This window comes from Pelagibius sp., from assembly GCF_028289705.1.
Taxonomy (GTDB): Bacteria; Pseudomonadota; Alphaproteobacteria; order Kiloniellales; family Kiloniellaceae; genus Pelagibius.
This window is the reverse complement of sequence record NZ_JANQOI010000168.1, coordinates 1-14,456: the sequence shown is the minus strand read 5'-3', so window position 1 is coordinate 14,456 and position 14,456 is coordinate 1. Positions and strand designations below refer to the sequence as shown.

The 14,456-nt window shown below is 67.7% G+C and carries 18 protein-coding genes; 9 read left to right on the top strand and 9 right to left on the bottom strand.

Going from position 1 to position 14,456, the window contains the following annotated elements:
* Positions 1-24 precede the first annotated feature (24 nt).
* Both Q0996_RS20850 and fetB read left to right on the top strand, forming a co-directional pair.
* Complete coding sequence (locus Q0996_RS20850; RefSeq protein WP_299624369.1) at positions 25-624, top strand: ATP-binding cassette domain-containing protein; 600 nt, start codon at positions 25-27, stop codon at positions 622-624.
* A complete protein-coding gene (fetB, locus tag Q0996_RS20845; RefSeq protein ID WP_299624366.1) occupies positions 621-1,421 on the top strand; it encodes an iron export ABC transporter permease subunit FetB in 801 nt (266 codons plus the stop codon). Before Q0996_RS20850 ends, fetB begins: the two co-directional genes overlap by 4 nt.
* 164 nt (positions 1,422-1,585) lie before the next feature.
* Here the strand turns inward: fetB and Q0996_RS20840 are convergent, their stop codons facing one another.
* The gene (locus Q0996_RS20840; RefSeq protein ID WP_299624363.1) at positions 1,586-2,026 is read right to left on the bottom strand and encodes a thioesterase family protein; all 441 of its coding nucleotides are present in this window, start codon (positions 2,024-2,026) and stop codon (positions 1,586-1,588) included.
* Positions 2,027-2,046: 20 nt separating this feature from the next.
* Here Q0996_RS20840 and Q0996_RS20835 point away from each other — a divergent pair, with 20 nt between their 5' ends.
* On the top strand, positions 2,047-2,700 hold the full coding sequence (locus Q0996_RS20835; protein ID WP_299624360.1) for a suppressor of fused domain protein: 654 nt from the start codon (positions 2,047-2,049) through the stop codon (positions 2,698-2,700).
* A gap of 27 nt (positions 2,701-2,727) precedes the next feature.
* Here Q0996_RS20835 and Q0996_RS20830 read toward each other — a convergent pair whose 3' ends face one another.
* The 3 genes from Q0996_RS20830 to Q0996_RS20820 are packed head-to-tail and all read right to left on the bottom strand — an operon-like array spanning position 2,728 to position 5,439.
* Complete coding sequence (locus Q0996_RS20830; protein WP_299624357.1) at positions 2,728-3,303, bottom strand: hypothetical protein; 576 nt, start codon at positions 3,301-3,303, stop codon at positions 2,728-2,730.
* 43 nt (positions 3,304-3,346) lie between these two features.
* The gene (locus Q0996_RS20825) at positions 3,347-4,135 is read right to left on the bottom strand and encodes an alpha/beta fold hydrolase (protein ID WP_299624354.1); all 789 of its coding nucleotides are present in this window, start codon (positions 4,133-4,135) and stop codon (positions 3,347-3,349) included.
* An 8-nt stretch (positions 4,136-4,143) separates the two neighbouring features.
* Complete coding sequence (locus Q0996_RS20820) at positions 4,144-5,439, bottom strand: O-acetylhomoserine aminocarboxypropyltransferase (RefSeq protein ID WP_299624351.1); 1,296 nt, start codon at positions 5,437-5,439, stop codon at positions 4,144-4,146.
* A 776-nt stretch (positions 5,440-6,215) separates the two neighbouring features.
* On the opposite strand from Q0996_RS20820, the gene Q0996_RS20815 reads away from it, so the two are divergent.
* Together Q0996_RS20815 and Q0996_RS20810 are read left to right on the top strand one after the other, a co-directional pair.
* Entirely contained in the window at positions 6,216-6,596 is a 381-nt protein-coding gene (locus tag Q0996_RS20815; protein ID WP_299624348.1) for a DUF6152 family protein, read from the top strand.
* Positions 6,597-6,653: 57 nt separating this feature from the next.
* The gene (locus tag Q0996_RS20810) at positions 6,654-7,136 is read left to right on the top strand and encodes a DUF2214 domain-containing protein (RefSeq protein WP_299624345.1); all 483 of its coding nucleotides are present in this window, start codon (positions 6,654-6,656) and stop codon (positions 7,134-7,136) included.
* A 34-nt stretch (positions 7,137-7,170) separates the two neighbouring features.
* Here the strand turns inward: Q0996_RS20810 and Q0996_RS20805 are convergent, their stop codons facing one another.
* Positions 7,171-8,115 carry an AEC family transporter gene (locus Q0996_RS20805; protein ID WP_299624342.1) on the bottom strand — a complete coding sequence of 315 codons (945 nt, stop codon included), beginning with the start codon at positions 8,113-8,115 and terminating at the stop codon, positions 7,171-7,173.
* 92 nt (positions 8,116-8,207) lie between these two features.
* Between Q0996_RS20805 and Q0996_RS20800 the strand changes: the two genes are divergently transcribed.
* Positions 8,208-8,423, top strand: coding sequence for a hypothetical protein (locus Q0996_RS20800; protein ID WP_299624339.1), 216 nt, complete (start codon positions 8,208-8,210; stop codon positions 8,421-8,423).
* Positions 8,424-8,430: 7 nt separating this feature from the next.
* Here the strand turns inward: Q0996_RS20800 and Q0996_RS20795 are convergent, their stop codons facing one another.
* On the bottom strand, positions 8,431-10,320 hold the full coding sequence (locus Q0996_RS20795; RefSeq protein ID WP_299624336.1) for an ATP-binding protein: 1,890 nt from the start codon (positions 10,318-10,320) through the stop codon (positions 8,431-8,433).
* A gap of 12 nt (positions 10,321-10,332) precedes the next feature.
* A complete protein-coding gene (locus Q0996_RS20790; protein ID WP_299624333.1) occupies positions 10,333-10,515 on the bottom strand; it encodes a DUF1192 domain-containing protein in 183 nt (60 codons plus the stop codon).
* Between the two features lie 173 nt (positions 10,516-10,688).
* On the opposite strand from Q0996_RS20790, the gene Q0996_RS20785 reads away from it, so the two are divergent.
* Both Q0996_RS20785 and Q0996_RS20780 read left to right on the top strand, forming a co-directional pair.
* Positions 10,689-11,693 carry an NAD(P)H-quinone oxidoreductase gene (locus Q0996_RS20785; protein WP_299624330.1) on the top strand — a complete coding sequence of 335 codons (1,005 nt, stop codon included), beginning with the start codon at positions 10,689-10,691 and terminating at the stop codon, positions 11,691-11,693.
* A gap of 197 nt (positions 11,694-11,890) precedes the next feature.
* The gene (locus tag Q0996_RS20780; RefSeq protein WP_299624327.1) at positions 11,891-12,538 is read left to right on the top strand and encodes a DUF1013 domain-containing protein; all 648 of its coding nucleotides are present in this window, start codon (positions 11,891-11,893) and stop codon (positions 12,536-12,538) included.
* A gap of 26 nt (positions 12,539-12,564) precedes the next feature.
* Here the strand turns inward: Q0996_RS20780 and Q0996_RS20775 are convergent, their stop codons facing one another.
* On the bottom strand, positions 12,565-13,206 hold the full coding sequence (locus Q0996_RS20775; RefSeq protein ID WP_299624324.1) for a LysE family translocator: 642 nt from the start codon (positions 13,204-13,206) through the stop codon (positions 12,565-12,567).
* 106 nt (positions 13,207-13,312) lie between these two features.
* On the opposite strand from Q0996_RS20775, the gene Q0996_RS20770 reads away from it, so the two are divergent.
* Entirely contained in the window at positions 13,313-13,456 is a 144-nt protein-coding gene (locus Q0996_RS20770; RefSeq protein WP_299624322.1) for a hypothetical protein, read from the top strand.
* A 70-nt stretch (positions 13,457-13,526) separates the two neighbouring features.
* Here the strand turns inward: Q0996_RS20770 and Q0996_RS20765 are convergent, their stop codons facing one another.
* Positions 13,527-14,159, bottom strand: a complete 633-nt coding sequence (locus tag Q0996_RS20765; protein WP_299624319.1) for a hypothetical protein — start codon at positions 14,157-14,159, stop codon at positions 13,527-13,529.
* Between the last annotated feature and the right edge of the window lie 297 nt (positions 14,160-14,456).

Here is a 14,456-nt window from a genome sequence, read left to right as displayed (position 1 = left end):
AAAACGCTCTAGACTGCGCCCGCCATGCTGTCGGTCCGCCACCTCGCCCGCCCGGGCCTCGAGCCGCTTTCCTTCGACCTCGCCGCCGGCGAGTGCGTGGCCCTGAGGGGGCCCTCCGGGGCCGGCAAATCCCTGCTGCTGCGCGCGTTGGCCGATCTCGATCCCAGCACCGGTGAGGTCCTTTTGGACGGCCGGGAGCGTCACCAGATGGCGGCCTGCGCGTGGCGGCGGCTGGTCGGCTATGTGCCGGCGGAGCCCGGCTGGTGGTCCGACCGCCTGGCCGAACACTTCCTGGACTGGGCCGGCCAGGCCGGGCCGGCACGGCGTCTGATGATCCCCGACAGCACGGCCGAGCGTCCGGTCCGGCAGCTCTCCACCGGCGAGCGCCAGCGCCTGGCCCTGCTGCGCGCAATGGAGCGCGGCCCCAAGGTGCTGCTGCTCGACGAGCCGACCGGCCCCCTGGACGAGGAGGCCACGGCAGCGGTCGAGGCCATGTTGCGCGAGAAACAGGGCAACGGCCTGGCGATCCTCTGGGTGACCCATGACCGCCGTCAGGCCGAGCGCATTGCCGACCGCCGGTTCTATATCGACCGCGGGCGCCTGCGCGAGGAAGTCCTGGCGTGAGCGAATTCATCCGCCTGACACCGCTGGATCTCGGCCTGGCTGCGCTGCTGCTGCTCGGGGTCGCCGTGCTCTCGTTGCTTCTGCAACTCCGCATCGAGGCCAAGCTGCTCGTTGCGGCGCTTCGCTGCACGCTGCAACTGGCCCTTATCGGCCTGGTCCTCACCAAGCTCTTCGAACTGCTTTCGCCCTGGTGGACCGGCTTGGCCGCCCTGGCCATGATCCTCTTCGCCGGGCGGGAGATCATGGCCCGCCAGGAAGGCGGCCTGCAGCGCCTCTGGGCCTACGGCATCGGCACGACGTCAATGCTGCTGGCGGCGAGCCTTGTGACCGTGTTCGCGCTCACCACCCAGGTGCAGCCGCAGCCCTGGTACGATCCGCGCTATGCGCTGCCGCTGCTCGGCATGATCCTCGGCAACATTCTCACCGGCATCAGCCTCGGCCTGCAGCGCCTCACCGAGGGCGCGCGCCAGCAGCGCGCCGGCATCGAGGCGCAGCTCTGCCTCGGCGCCACGCGGCGCAGCGCCATGCTGCCTATCACCCGCCAGGCGCTGACCACGGCCCTGATGCCGATCATCAACTCCCTGGCCGCCACCGGCCTGGTGTCCCTGCCGGGCATGATGACCGGCCAGATTCTCGCCGGCGTCGACCCGATCGAGGCGGTGAAGTACCAGCTTCTCATCATGTTCCTGATCGCCGGCGGCACCACCCTGGGCGCCGTCATCGCGGTCTTCGCCGGCGTCTACCGTCTGACCGACACCCGCGACCGCCTGCGGCTGGACCGGCTGGCAGAGCGCTAGCAAAGCCCCTCACCCTCCCGCTGACGCGGGCCCCTCCCTCTCCCACGCCGGGGAGAGGGGAAAACAAAACCCTCTCCCCGGCGTGGGAGAGGGTTGCGCAGGCTTGGTGAACCCGAAGGGTGAGCCTAGCCGGAGCTGGGTGAGGGGGGAGCCCCCGGCGCGTCCTAACCGCCGACCTGCAGCTTTGCCAGGGCGGTGTTGAGGCTGTCGGGGATCGGCACGGGTTTCATGCTGGTGCGGTCGACGAAGACGTGGACGAAGCGGCCGACGGCGGCGGCCTCTTCGCGGTTCGCCTTGAAAAGGCCGATCTCGTAGCGCACCGAGCGCTTGCCCAGGTGGCCGACGCGCAGCCCCGCCTCCACCGGCTCGGGGAAGGCGAAGGGCGCCTTGTACTGACAAGCGCTCTCGGCGCAGACGCCCACCACGCCGCCGTCGTGAATGTCCAGCCCGCCGGCAGCGATCAGGTATTCGTTGATCACCGTGTCGAAGTAGGAGTAGTAGACCACGTTATTGACGTGACCGTAGATGTCGTTGTCCATCCAACGCGTCGGGATGGTCAGGAAATGGGGAAAACGGTCGCGCGTTTCGGAAACGGGGTCGCTCATCTCAAGGGGGGCGCTCGGCAGTGAGTTCGCTCGAAGAGGTCTGGGAACAGCGGGAAGGGGAGATATACCCGAAGCGCTTCGGTCCCGAAAGCGAGGGGATCTTCACGCTGAAGGCCGATCTCTTCGCCAAGCTGGGGCAGAAGGAGGTCGACCCCCGCTGGCTGCATGTCGGCCTCTTCGAGTTCGCGCCCACCGAGGAGCGGCGCACCTGGGTCTACGTCTCCTCCGGGCTTTCGAACCCCTGGGACACCCCGGCGCGGGACTACGACCCGGAGGGCTACTCGGAGATCGGCACGGAACTGGTGATGGAGACGCCGGATCAGGCGGCCTGGGCCCTGGAGATCCTGGCCCGCCTCACCGCCTTCAACCTGCTGCTGGCGGCGGGCCGCATGGGCGAAGCCCCGCCCCTGGATTACGGCCACCGCGTGCCCCTGCGCGCATCCATCGACATCACGGGCGATTCGGCCCTGCGCTCGGTCATGGCCTGGCGGGCGGAGCACTACGAAGCGAACTTCGTGCTCGACTCCGGCCGGGTCGACCTGCTGCACTTCGTCGGGATCAGCGATGCGGAGTTGGACTTCGCCAAGGCCGAGGGCTCGGACAAGCTGGCGGCGCGCCTGATCGACGGCGGCGCCTTTCCCGTCACCGACCCGCGCCGCGCCTCGCTGATCTGAGAGACCACGGATCTTCCGCAGGCGGATCTATTTGACCTCGATGAAGAAGGCGGCCCAGGGCCAGCGCAGCTCGTCTTCCTCACTCGGCGCCTTGCCGTCGCGCCGCCGATAGACCACCCAGAGGGGCCCGCGCTGGCCGATCTTCAGATAGCGGCCGTCGCGCTTGAGGCCGACGATCCACTCATAGGCCAGCAGGTCTGCAGCCGAAATCTCCGACCCATAGCCGTCCAAGGCGACGATGGTGATATCCCGCCCGGCGGCACCGGCGGCGGCCAGCACGTCGGCCAGCAGCGGTCCCTCGAAGACCATGGGCGCCGGCCAGCCGGCAAAGGCGATCTCGGCCTTCACCGTGCCGAGCCCCTCCAGCATGGCGCGGTCGAACTCCGCCGCGCGCTCGAAGCTTTTCTCATGATAGTTCAGGAAGGCGTCCTCGGCCTCCGAGAAGGCCGGACGGTTGGTGTTGGAGACCGCGCCGGCGACGGTCAGCACCACCGGGCCCCGCGCCGCCTCCAGTGTCGCGGCCTCTACTTCCGCGCCCACAAGCGCCAGGGCGCCGCAGAGCAGGGCGGCGGCAAAGGATGCGCAAACGCGTCGAGATCTCATCGTCACGGACCCTTGCTTGTGGAATGTTCCGCGGTCTTTCCGCTCACAGCAGCGTGCGCAGGGCATCGAGGCTTTCGTCGGGCTTCTCCGCCAGCATCATGTGGCCGCAGGCGGGAATGGTGACCTGGCGGGCCTCGGCGATGGCGGCGGCCAGCTTCGCGCCGGCGCGTGCCGGGGTCATTTTGTCCTCGCTGCCCATGACCAGCAGGGTCGGGCAGGCGACCTTGGCGGCGGCCTCCGCCGCACCTTGATAGGCATTGCAGGCGGCCAGGTCGGCATGTAGCACCCCCGGCCGCACCTTTTCCAGCAGGCGTTCGCCGCCGCCCATCAGCCAGGCTCCCGGCACCTTGGCGCCGCCGAAATGGCCGCCGGGCCCGAAGCCCCAGGAAGTCATCAATTCGAAGGCCTGATGGTCGTTGGCCTCCGCCGCGGCCAGCAGGTCTGGATGGACCGGCATCTTGGGCGCCACGCCCATCAGCGCCAGCGCGCGGATGCGCTCGCCGTGGCGGGCAGCGGTCTCCAGGGCGACCAGAGCGCCCATGGAGTGGCCCACCAGGGCCGCCGTGGCGAGGGTCGCTTCGTCCATCAGCCTGACGATCCAGTCGGCCAGCGCCGCGACCGTTGTCAGGGGGCCGCCGGCGGAAGCGCCGTGGCCCGGCAGGTCCGGCGCCAGCACCGCGGCATCGTGGTGGGCGAAGTAGCGCGCCGGCAAGGCCCAGACCGTGTGGTCGAGGCCGGCTCCATGGATGAAGATGATGGCGGGCAGATCGGGGTCGAAAGCCCGCCCACCGGTCGCGACGTGGACGTGCCGACCGTCAACGGAAAGATCCATAGATTACCCTAATCCTTTTGCGCGGCGCGCAGGGCCTGGCGGAGGTCGCCGATGATGTCGTCCGGATCTTCCAGCCCGACGGAGAGGCGGATCATGTCCTCGCCGACACCGGCGGCTTCGAGCTGGGCGGCGCTCATCTGCTGATGGGTGGTGCTGGCGGGGTGGATCACCAGGGTCTTGGCATCGCCCACATTGGCGAGGTGGGAGGAAAGCTGACAGGCCTCGATGAACTTCGCACCGGCGGGCCGCCCGCCCTTGACCCCGAAGGAGACGATGGACCCGCAGCCCTTGGGCATCAGCCGCCGCCCCAGCTCGTGATCGGCGTGGCTCCGCAGATTGGGATGCAGAACCCAGGAAACCGCCTCCTCCCGCTCCAGATAGTCCAGCACCTTCAGGGTGTTGGCCATGTGACGTTCCATGCGCAGGGGCAGGGTCTCCACGCCCTGCAGGATGTAGAAGGCATTCTGCGGGCTCATGGTGGCGCCGAAGTCGCGCAGACCTTCGGAGCGCGCGCGCATGCAAAAGGCCTGGGGCCCGAACTCCTCGGCGAAGTCGATGCCGTGGTAGCCCTCGTAGGGTTCGGTCAGGGTGTCGAACTTGCCGCTGGCCTCCCAGTCGAAGCGCCCGCCGTCCGCCAGCAGCCCGCCGATGGCCAGGCCATGGCCGCCGAGCCACTTGGTGGCGGAGTGCAGGACCAGGTCTGCGCCCATCTCGATGGGCCGGCAGAGATAGGGTGTGGCGAAGGTGCTGTCGATCATCAGCGGCAGGCCGGCGCCGTGGGCCACCTCGGCCACGGCGGGGATGTCCAGCACCTCCAGGCCCGGATTGCCGAGGCCCTCGGCGAAGATCAGGCGGGTTTCCGGGCGGATGGCGTCGCGGAAGGCCGCCACGTCGCGGGGATTGACGAAGCTGGTGGTGATGCCGAAACGCGGCAGGGTGTGGGTGAAGAGGTTGATGGAGCCGCCGTAGAGCGAGGAGGAGGCGACGATATGGCCGCCCTGCCCCATCAGGGTGACTACCGCCAGATGCAGCGCAGCATGGCCGGAGGCGGTGCCGATGGCCCCGACGCCGTGCTCCAGGGCGGCAATGCGTTCCTCCAGAACCGCTACCGTGGGATTGGAGATCCGGCTGTAGATATGGCCGGCGCGTTCCAGGTTAAACAGCGCCGCGGCCTGGTCGGTGTCACGGAAAACGTAGGAAGTGGTCTGATAGATCGGCACCGCCCGCGCGCCGGTCACCGGATCGGGCTGTTGCCCGGCGTGCAGGGAAAGGGTGTCGAATTTCAAGAACTTGGGATCCGCCACGACGAAGCCTCCTGTCGGTCTGCGCGCAGCATATACCAATCGGCCCTGATAATGACCAGGCGGCGCATCACTCGTTACGGGACTTGGCGGCAGCTCGGAGAGGAGAAAATCAGGGCCGAATACTGGCCCAAAATTGAAGGAGGGCCTTCGATCCCAAAGGATCGCGGCCCCTCCCCTTGTTTACGTTCTACCCTGTCAACTTGCCGTCGCAAACACTAACAGCGTCCCTCAGCCGGTCAAGCGGAGAATCGTTAACGCTTTGATCGAAATGCCTTTCGCAGGTGCAAAAGGAAAATCTGTAGTGCCCGGCAAGCTTGCACTGCAGGCCCCTAAAAGGCAGCCGGTCTGCACGCTCAAATTTCCGTTATAGCGTTCTCGACTTGCGTCGCATCGGTTCCAGCCCGCTGCCTTTCCGCCGGGACGCGCAAAGAAAAACCGCCGGGACGAGCCCGGCGGCAAGTTTAACAGGGAGGCGTTACAAGGAACGGATAAACATCCGAAAGACGACCCAGGAGGACCCGGGGAGGGCTTGCTAGGCCGTCCACAAAGCAAATTAGTCTCGAATTCCTAAAAAATAGTTAACGATTTTATTAAAATTCCAGACAAGACCTCTATAACGTTCCGCAGCGACCTTTCTCGCCATCGGGCATAGCGCAGGCAGCCGGGCCGGAAGCTCGTGGACTTGGCGGTCCCTGGCCCCAAATAGACACCCGCGGCAGGCCGAAGCCGGCGATAGCCTGAGACGGAGAGACCACAAAGGCGGAGGCGTTCAACTCATGACCACAAGACGGGACTTTCTCATCGGCGGCGGTCTGCTCCTAAGCCTGACCGCTCTTGGCGGCGTGCCGGCCCTGGCCCACCACGGCTGGCGCTGGACCGAGGACGGCAACTTCGAACTGACCGGCCTCATCAAGAGCGTACGCCTGGGCAACCCCCACGGCGTGCTGACTGTCGATGTCGACGGCGAGGATTGGACGGTGGAGGTCGGCCAGCCCTGGCGCAACGAACGGGCGGGCCTCACCGACGAGATGCTGGCGGTGGGCACCGAAGTCACCATCTCCGGCCACCGCTCCGCCGATGCCGCCGACCGCCGGGTGAAGGCCGAGCGGGTGATCATCGGCGGCGAGACCTACGATCTCTATCCGAACCGTGACTGACGCGGGGCTGCCAGAAACCGGGCTAACAGAAACCGGGCTAACAGAAACCGGCCTGCCGTGATCGTCGAGACGCTGGCGGCGCTGCAGGACATGGCCCTGCCATCGGCCCTGCGCGCCTCACGCTGGGTCTATCCCGTCGTCAACGCCGGACACATCGCCGGCCTCGCGCTGCTGTTCGGCGCCATCGTACCGCTCGACCTGCGCCTGCTCGGATTTTGGGCCGACCGGCCGATCGCCCCGCTGGCGCGGGTGCTGCTGCCCGTCGCCATCTGCGGGCTGATCCTGGCCGTCGTCTGCGGCCTGCTGCTGTTTTCGGTGCACGCGGTGAAGTACGCTGCGACCCCGCTGTTCCAGGTGAAGCTACTGCTGATCGCCGCCGCCATCGCCAATGCTCTGCTGCTACGCCGCGCGCCCGACTGGACCCTGGCCCAGGTGACGGAGATGGCGGTGAACAGCCCCCGGCTGCGCCTGGCCGGCGCCCTCTCGCTCGGGCTTTGGCTGGCGGTGATTCTCTGCGGGCGCTTTATCGCCTACCTCTGACCCGCTGCTCGGCCGCCTGTTGGCGCGCGCCGGTTTACGCCTGCGCAAGCCAGTCCTTGAGAACGGCCAGCAGGATCGACAGGGTCACCACCGAGACCGCCGTGGAGATCAGCACGGCTGAGGCCGAGCGCCCGAGGTAGATGTTGTAGTGCCGGGCCATGATGAAGACGTTGGCGCCGGAGGGAATGGCCGCCGTCAGGATGGCCACCGCCGCAGCCAGCGGCGGCAGCGCAAAGACGTAAAGCGCCATCACCGCCATGATGGCGGGGTGCACCAGCAGCTTCATGATGACGATCCCCAGAGTCTCCTTCACGTCGCCGGCGATGGTAAAGCTGGTGAGCGAGGCGCCGAGGGCGAAGAGCGCGCAGGGCGGGGCCGCCGCGCCGAGCAGGGAGGTGAAGCGGTCGATCGGGGACGGCAAGGTGAAGCCGGTCGCTCCAAAGGCGATGCCGGCGGCCAGAGAAAGGATGATGGGATTGAGGGCCAAGGACTTGCCGGTGTTCACCGCCAGGCTGCGCCAGCCCTGGCCGGCGCCCAGGCCGAACTCGATCAGCACCGTGACCAGCGGGAAGACCATGATCGAGTGGACGGTGATGATCAGCATGAGCTGCACGCCGCCCGCCTCGCCCAAGGCGGTGAAGATCAGCGGAATGCCCAGCAGCACGGTGTTGGAGTAGATGGACCCCATTCCGAAGAGCGTGCGTTCGGCAATATCGGTGCGGAACAGCAGGCGGGAAACGCCGAAGGCCAGAACGAAGGTGAGGAGCACGGCGCCCATGTAGGCGCCGACGATGGAGAACTCGACGGGGCCGAGGCCGCGCGCCATGGAGCGGAACAACAGCGCCGGAACCGCGAAGTAGAACACGAAGGTGTTGAGGCCCTTCACCGCCTCCTCGCTCATCCAGCGCCCGCGGCCCACCAGATAGCCGCAGAGGATCAGCCCGAAGATCGGCAGAACCGTCTCGAAAATGCTTTGCATGCTGGGTGAAGAGCTATCCTGGCAGAAGCGGGCGCCGGGGCGCCCTTGAAAGCGGCTGGAGCGGAGGCTCGCGATGCGCCACCATAGCAGTCATGGACCCGGAACTCACGGCCTGGCTGATCCTCACCTTCGGCTACCTGCTGCCGCTCGCCCACGTGCTGCTCTCGCCGCGGGCCGGCGGCTGGCGCCCGCCGCCGGGCAGCCGCTGCCCCCTGGGCCCGAAGGCCGGCTGGCTGGTGCTGGTTCTGCTGCTCGGCCCGTTCGGCTGGCTGATGTTCTGGCGCAGCCGCCGGCAGCGGAACGCCTGAAGAACCCTCAGGCAGACTTGAGGACGGCGTCGCGGACCGGCAGCAGGGGCAGGATCACGAAGAAGACGGCGCCGCCCTCGGGGTGGTTCTCGGCGCGGATCGAGCCCTCGAAGTCCTTCACGATGTTGTAGGAGATCGACAGGCCGAGGCCGAGGCCCTTGCCCACGTCCTTGGTGGTGAAGAAGGGGTCGAAGATGCGGTCGATCTGCGCGCTGTCGATGCCGGGCCCGTGGTCGCGGACCGCGATGACCACGCGGTCGCTCTCCTCGCTGAGAGTGATCTCGATCTTCGGCCGCTCCTGGCCTTCCATGGCATCGAGGGCATTGGCCACCAGGTTCAGCACCACGTGCTGCAGGCGCACCCGCCCGGCCCGCACCCTGAGGCTGCGGTCGTTTTGCTGCAGGGAGACCTCGGCGTCGGCGCGCTCCAGGCGGATGCGCAGGAAATCCAGGGTCTCGTCCAGGATCTCCGCCAGCACCAGGGGCCGCAGCTCGCTCTGGGGCTTGCGGGCGAAGGTCATGAGGTGCTTGCTGATGTCGGCCATACGCACCGTCAGGTCCCGGATCCGGCGCAGGTTGCTGCTGGCTTCGCCGTGGCGCTCCCGCTCGATGAGCAAGCGGGCGTTGTCGGCATAGGTGCGGATCGCCGAGAGCGGCTGGTTGAACTCGTGGCTGAGCGCGGCGGACATCTGGCCGAGGGCCGCCAGCTTGCCGGCCTGGACCAGGTCGTCCTGGGCCTGGCGCAGATCGGCCTCCGCCGCCTGGCGTTCCGTGATCTCCCGTTCCAGACGCAGGTTGGCGGCGGTCAGGTCGGCGGTGCGCTCCTCGACGCGCTGCTCCAGCTCGCTGGAGGCGCGGCGCTGATACTCGATGCGCTCCACCAGGCGGCTGCGGCGCTGCTGGATCAGGGCGGCCAGCACCAGGGTCAGCAGGCAGACCAGGGCGGCCACCACCACGGCGGTCAGGCTCTGGGAGCGCGCGAGGTGAGTCGACGCCAGCACATGGACCGTCCAGCCGGCCTCCGGCATCGCCTTGGACACCATGAGGTGTTCGGGAACCCCGGGCACCGCGGCATCGCCGCCGATGGCGATCAGGCGCGGGCCTTCGCCGCCCAGCGTGCGCTCTTCGATCGCCAGGGGTCGCAGGTCGACCGCCTCGTAGCGGCGGTTCTCGGCAATGGCCTGCAGGGCCGCGGCATCGAGGGCGGCCAGGCTGCGGAAGCGCCACTCCGGCCGGCTGGAAATGAAGATCACCCCATGGGGGTCGGTGACGATCACCTCCTCCTCGTCGGCGGTCCAGGCCGCCTCGATGTCCGAGAGGCTGATCTTCACCACGACGACGCCCAGGACCTCGTCCCCGCCGGCAACCGGGGAGGCGAAATAGTAGCCGCGCTTGCCGGAGGTGGTGCCGAGGGCGAAGTAGCGCCCCAGCTCGCCCTGCATGGCCTGGTGGAAGTAGGGCCGGTAGGTGAAGTTGTGGCCGACGAAGGGCCGCTCGCTGTTCCAGTTGCTGGCCGCGAAGGTCGTGCCCCCGGCGTCCATGAAGTAGGTGTCTTCGGCCCCGGTCAGGCGGTTCACGGTTTCCGTCAGCCGGTTGGCCCGGGCCTGGGCCGCCGCGTCCTCGGAAGACCGAAAGAGCTCCACCACGTCGCCGCGCAGGGCCATGAGTTTTGGCACCGACTGGTACTTGCCGAGGGCGCCGGCCAGGTTGCTGGCATAGAGGTCGAGCTTCGCCAGAGCGCGGCCGTGGGTCTGGTCGAGGAACAGACCGGAGGTCCAGTACCAGGTCAGCACCAGCACCAGGCCCATGATCGCCGCCGCGCCCGTCAGGCCCAGCACCACGCCGCGGCGGCGCAGCGCCCCGGCCGGGCGCGCGTTCTGATCTTGGCTGTCGCTCACGCCCGGGGGGCTCTAGCTCTTGAAGAAGGCATCGGCCCCGGAGAGATAGCTCTTCTTGGCGGCGATCTTCTCCTCCACCCGGGCGACCTCGGCCTGCAGTTCAGCCAGGTACTCTTCAAGCTGGTCGACGCCCAGGCTCTCCAGGTCCTTGGGTTTGGGCGTCTGCTTCCTCGGTTCCAGATCCTCGATATCCATGCAGGCAGGCTCCCTATTGCCTCGCTGTTCGTCGGCGATCTTCCTTGCCGGGCACCTGCGGCGCCGCGCGATCGCTTGATTTTTCACCCCGTCACTATACTAACTCCCCGGAATGAATGCGATTCCCGCCGACCGAACGTCGATCACGCCTTAACCATCAGCCGGAGCCCGACATGAGCCAGTCCCTGCCCGAAAGCATGACCGCGATCGAGATCCGTGAGCCGGGCGGCCCGGAGGTTCTGGTCCCCGCGAGCAGGCCGCTGCCGGAACCCGGAACGGGCGAGGTGCTGATCCGGGTGGCCGCGGCCGGGGTCAACCGGCCGGATGTGCTGCAACGGATGGGCGGCTATCCGCCGCCGCCCGGCGCCTCCGACATTCCGGGCCTGGAGGTCGCCGGCAGCGTCGCCGCCCTCGGCGAAGAGGTTTCCGGTCTGTCCATTGGCGACCCGGTTACGGCCCTCGTGACCGGCGGCGGCTACGCCCAGTACTGCGCCGCACCGGCAGTCCAGTGCCTGCCGGTCCCCAAGGGCTACGACATGGGCCAGGCGGCGGCCCTGCCCGAGACCTTTTTCACGGTTTGGGTCAACGTTTTTCAGCGCTCGGCCCTCAAACCCGGGGAGGCCTTCCTGGTGCACGGCGGCACCTCCGGCATCGGGACCACGGCGATCCAGATCGCCAAGGCCCTGGGATCGCGGGTCTTCGCCACCGCCGGCTCGCCCGAGAAGGTGAAGGCCTGCGAAGACCTGGGCGCCGAGCGCGGCATCAACTACCGCGAGGAGGACTTCGTCGCCGCGGTCAAGGAGGCCACCGACGGCAAGGGCGTCGACGTGATCCTCGACATGGTGGGCGGCGACTACATTCAGCGCGATCTGAAGGCCCTGGCGCCGGACGGGCGCCTCAGCTTCATCGCCTTCCTCGGTGGGCCCAAGGCGGAGATCAACTTCACCACGGTCATGCTGAAGCGCCTGACCATCACCGGCTCGACCCTGCGCGCCCGCTCCGTGGCCTTCAAAGCGGACGTTGCCGCCGAGCTGAAAGAGAAGGTCTGGCCGTTGCTGGACAGCGGGCAGGTCGCGTCGGTCATGGCCGCCAGCTTCCCGCTGGAAGAGGCCGCCAAGGCCCACGCCCTGATGGAGTCCAGCAGCCACATCGGAAAAATCGTCCTGACGGTGGGTTAGCTTCGGCGACTGTCGTCTTGGGTGGCCGGGAGGGGGAGCGGGCTGGAACCGAAATCACGCCCGAAGGGCGGAAATTCCCTACACACCGCTTTATTCGCGCTTGGCGGGGGCCTATATTCGGTCTATTCCCACGACGGCACGACCATGCCGCCGGCCGGGCTGCGGGGAACCGCGCCGGTCGGAAGAGAGGAGGATTGATGTCTCTACCGCTGATGCCGAAGGCGACCGCCGTCTGGCTGATTGACAACACCGGCCTGACCTTCGAGCAGATCGCCGATTTCTGCGGCCTCCACATGCTGGAGGTGCAGGGCATTGCCGATGGCGAGGTGGCCATGGGCATCCAGGGCATGGACCCGGTGACCGCTGGCGAGCTGACGCGCGAGGAGATCGTCCGCTGCGAGGCCGACCCCAAGACCAGGCTGGCGGCCGCCAAGAGCGACCTGCCGCAGCCGGTCAAGCGCACCAAGGGCCCCCGCTACACGCCGGTGGCCAAGCGCCAGGACAAGCCCGACGGCATCGCCTGGCTGGTGCGCCACCATCCCGAACTGAAGGACTCCCAGATCGCCCGGCTGATCGGCACCACCAAGACCACCATCCAGGCGGTGCGCGAACGCACCCACTGGAACTCCCCCAACATCCGCCCCCGCGACCCGGTGCTGCTGGGGCTCTGCGGCCAGGTGGACCTCAACGCGGCGGTGGAGAAGGCCCGCAAGGCCGCGGAAAAGGCGGGGATCACCCTGCCCAAGCCCGATGTCCCGGACGAAGCGCCGCCCCCGCCGCCGAGCGAGCCGTCGGACAACCCCTTCTCGCTGGAGAACTTCGGGCTGCCCAAGAACACCAACTGACAACCGGGTTTCGTCCCGGACCGGTCTTACTGGTCGGATGACATCAGCAGCTTCACGCCGGCAAAGCCGAACAGGCCCGCCGTCATCCCTTCGATCCAGCGCCTGAACGTCCCGTAGAGCGCGATCATGCGGCTGGTCGAGAAGGTCAGGGCGTAGCCTGCGTAGAGGACGATGCCCATCAGCCAGCAGCCGCCGACCACCAGGAAAGAAACCCAGGCCGGCGCGCCCGGGCCCACGCCGATGGCGATGATGGCGAGCCAGGCGAAAATGGATTTCGGATTGGTCAGGTGGATCGCCAGGCCGAGGCCGAAACAGCGGGCCGCCGAGCGGTCCCGGCCGTTGCCGACCTGAAGAAGCGTCGTCGGCCCCAGTGCTGCACGCAGGGACCTGTAGGCCAGCCAGAGCAGGTAGAGGCCGCCCAGAAGCCTGACAACCGACAAGAGCTCCGCGTAGGAAAACAGAAAGGCCGAGAGGCCCAAGGCCGCCAGAACGCCCCAGGTCAGCGAGCCGAGCAGGACCCCGGCGGCGACCTGCAGGCCGGCCAGCCGGCCATGGCGCATGGCATGGGCCATGACCGCCACGTTGGCCGGCCCCGGGCTGACCGTGGCCACCAGATAGGCCAGATACGCCAGCATCAGGTCCGGCAGATGGGCAAGGACAGTGGTCATCGCGATGGCCAAAGGCTGCGTTGAAGTGTCCAACCTATACCAAAGAAGGCGGTGGGGTCACGGCGGGGCATTCCCCGTCACCGCCGCTGCGGCTACCATCGCGCCCATGCCATTGGCCGACACCAAGCTGGCCCGCTGGGCCCTCGGCTTTGCCGAGTTCCTGCCCCTCATGGCTTTTGCCTATGCCGGGCGCTTCGACGCCCAGATGCTGCTGAACGCGCGTCTGCGCGGGCCCACAGAAAGCGCCTGAGACCCCTCGATCGTGCCGGAACCGGCAGCCCGGGACGGCGCGGCCCCGGGCTGCCACGAAACGCACCCGGTCAGCTACCCGGCGTGAAGGTCAGGGTGACGGTGTCGTCCGGGCGCTTCCAGCCGGAGACCTGGATGCTGCTGAAGCTGATGTCGTCATCAGTGGAGCTGCAGAAGAAGCTGATGTGGATGTCGTCCGTATCGTTGCTCTCGGCGACGATCTGATGCGGGAAGTTGCCGCCGGCGATGGGATTGTCGCTGTCGCCATTGCGCCGCAGGGGAACCCCCATGATGTCGATGGACTCGTAGACGCCGGGCCCGTCGGTCGGCCCCAGTAAGTTGCCGCTGCGGGTATAGAAGCGCTCGGCGTCGACCTCCAGGTGGTTGATGCTGAAGCTGTTGAAGCCGGTGGCCGGCACGCCCGGCAGCTCCGTCAGGAACAAGACGGAGGTGACCACGAAGTGCCCCTCCGTGCCGTCGTTGTCGATCTCCAGGTTGACGGTCGAGGTTCCCGGACCCGCGCTGTCGCAGAGCCCGCCGGTGGTCTCCACCACCTTGAAGGGGACGACCAGCGCGTCGATCTTGGCGTTGATGGTCTGCAGGCCGGAGATGACCTGGGCCGCCTGGGCTGAGGCCTCGCCCGGCGCGAGGGCAAAGAGCGCCACCAGGCCGGCAGCGGCCAGGGGCAGGGTTGCCTTGTTCATTGGTGTTTCTCCCACGAAGTCTTGGAGCGTTCCATGCGGCGGCCGCCAGACTGTCGCGGTCGATCCGGAGTGACTGTGGGAGATCACACAGAGGGACGGGCGTAGAGGGCGGCAGGGCCCGCAATTCAGCGGTACAGCAGGGCCCGCGTTACCCCGGAGGAATAGCTCTACGCCACAGAGACGCGCCCTTGGGCGCTTTCGACTTGCGTCGAATCGGTGCCGGCCCGCTCCCCCACCCGGCCACCCAATGCGATTATCCTAGTGGGTGGCCGGGTGGGGGAGCGGGCGGTACAGACC

Bases quoted from the DNA above. Each gene is read 5' to 3' on its own strand.
- Q0996_RS20790 (WP_299624333.1), bottom strand. From the start codon at position 10,515: ATGGATATCGAGGATCTGGAACCGAGGAAGCAGACGCCCAAACCCAAG.
- Q0996_RS20825 (WP_299624354.1), bottom strand. From the start codon at position 4,135: ATGGATCTTTCCGTTGACGGTCGGCACGTCCACGTCGCGACCGGTGGG.
- Q0996_RS20780 (WP_299624327.1), top strand. From the start codon at position 11,891: ATGTCTCTACCGCTGATGCCGAAGGCGACCGCCGTCTGGCTGATTGAC.
- Q0996_RS20765 (WP_299624319.1), bottom strand. From the start codon at position 14,159: ATGAACAAGGCAACCCTGCCCCTGGCCGCTGCCGGCCTGGTGGCGCTC.
- Q0996_RS20785 (WP_299624330.1), top strand. From the start codon at position 10,689: ATGAGCCAGTCCCTGCCCGAAAGCATGACCGCGATCGAGATCCGTGAG.
- Q0996_RS20850 (WP_299624369.1), top strand. From the start codon at position 25: ATGCTGTCGGTCCGCCACCTCGCCCGCCCGGGCCTCGAGCCGCTTTCC.
- Q0996_RS20770 (WP_299624322.1), top strand. From the start codon at position 13,313: ATGCCATTGGCCGACACCAAGCTGGCCCGCTGGGCCCTCGGCTTTGCC.
- Q0996_RS20805 (WP_299624342.1), bottom strand. From the start codon at position 8,115: ATGCAAAGCATTTTCGAGACGGTTCTGCCGATCTTCGGGCTGATCCTC.
- Q0996_RS20840 (WP_299624363.1), bottom strand. From the start codon at position 2,026: ATGAGCGACCCCGTTTCCGAAACGCGCGACCGTTTTCCCCATTTCCTG.
- Q0996_RS20830 (WP_299624357.1), bottom strand. From the start codon at position 3,303: ATGAGATCTCGACGCGTTTGCGCATCCTTTGCCGCCGCCCTGCTCTGC.
- Q0996_RS20775 (WP_299624324.1), bottom strand. From the start codon at position 13,206: ATGACCACTGTCCTTGCCCATCTGCCGGACCTGATGCTGGCGTATCTG.
- Q0996_RS20815 (WP_299624348.1), top strand. From the start codon at position 6,216: ATGACCACAAGACGGGACTTTCTCATCGGCGGCGGTCTGCTCCTAAGC.
- Q0996_RS20800 (WP_299624339.1), top strand. From the start codon at position 8,208: ATGGACCCGGAACTCACGGCCTGGCTGATCCTCACCTTCGGCTACCTG.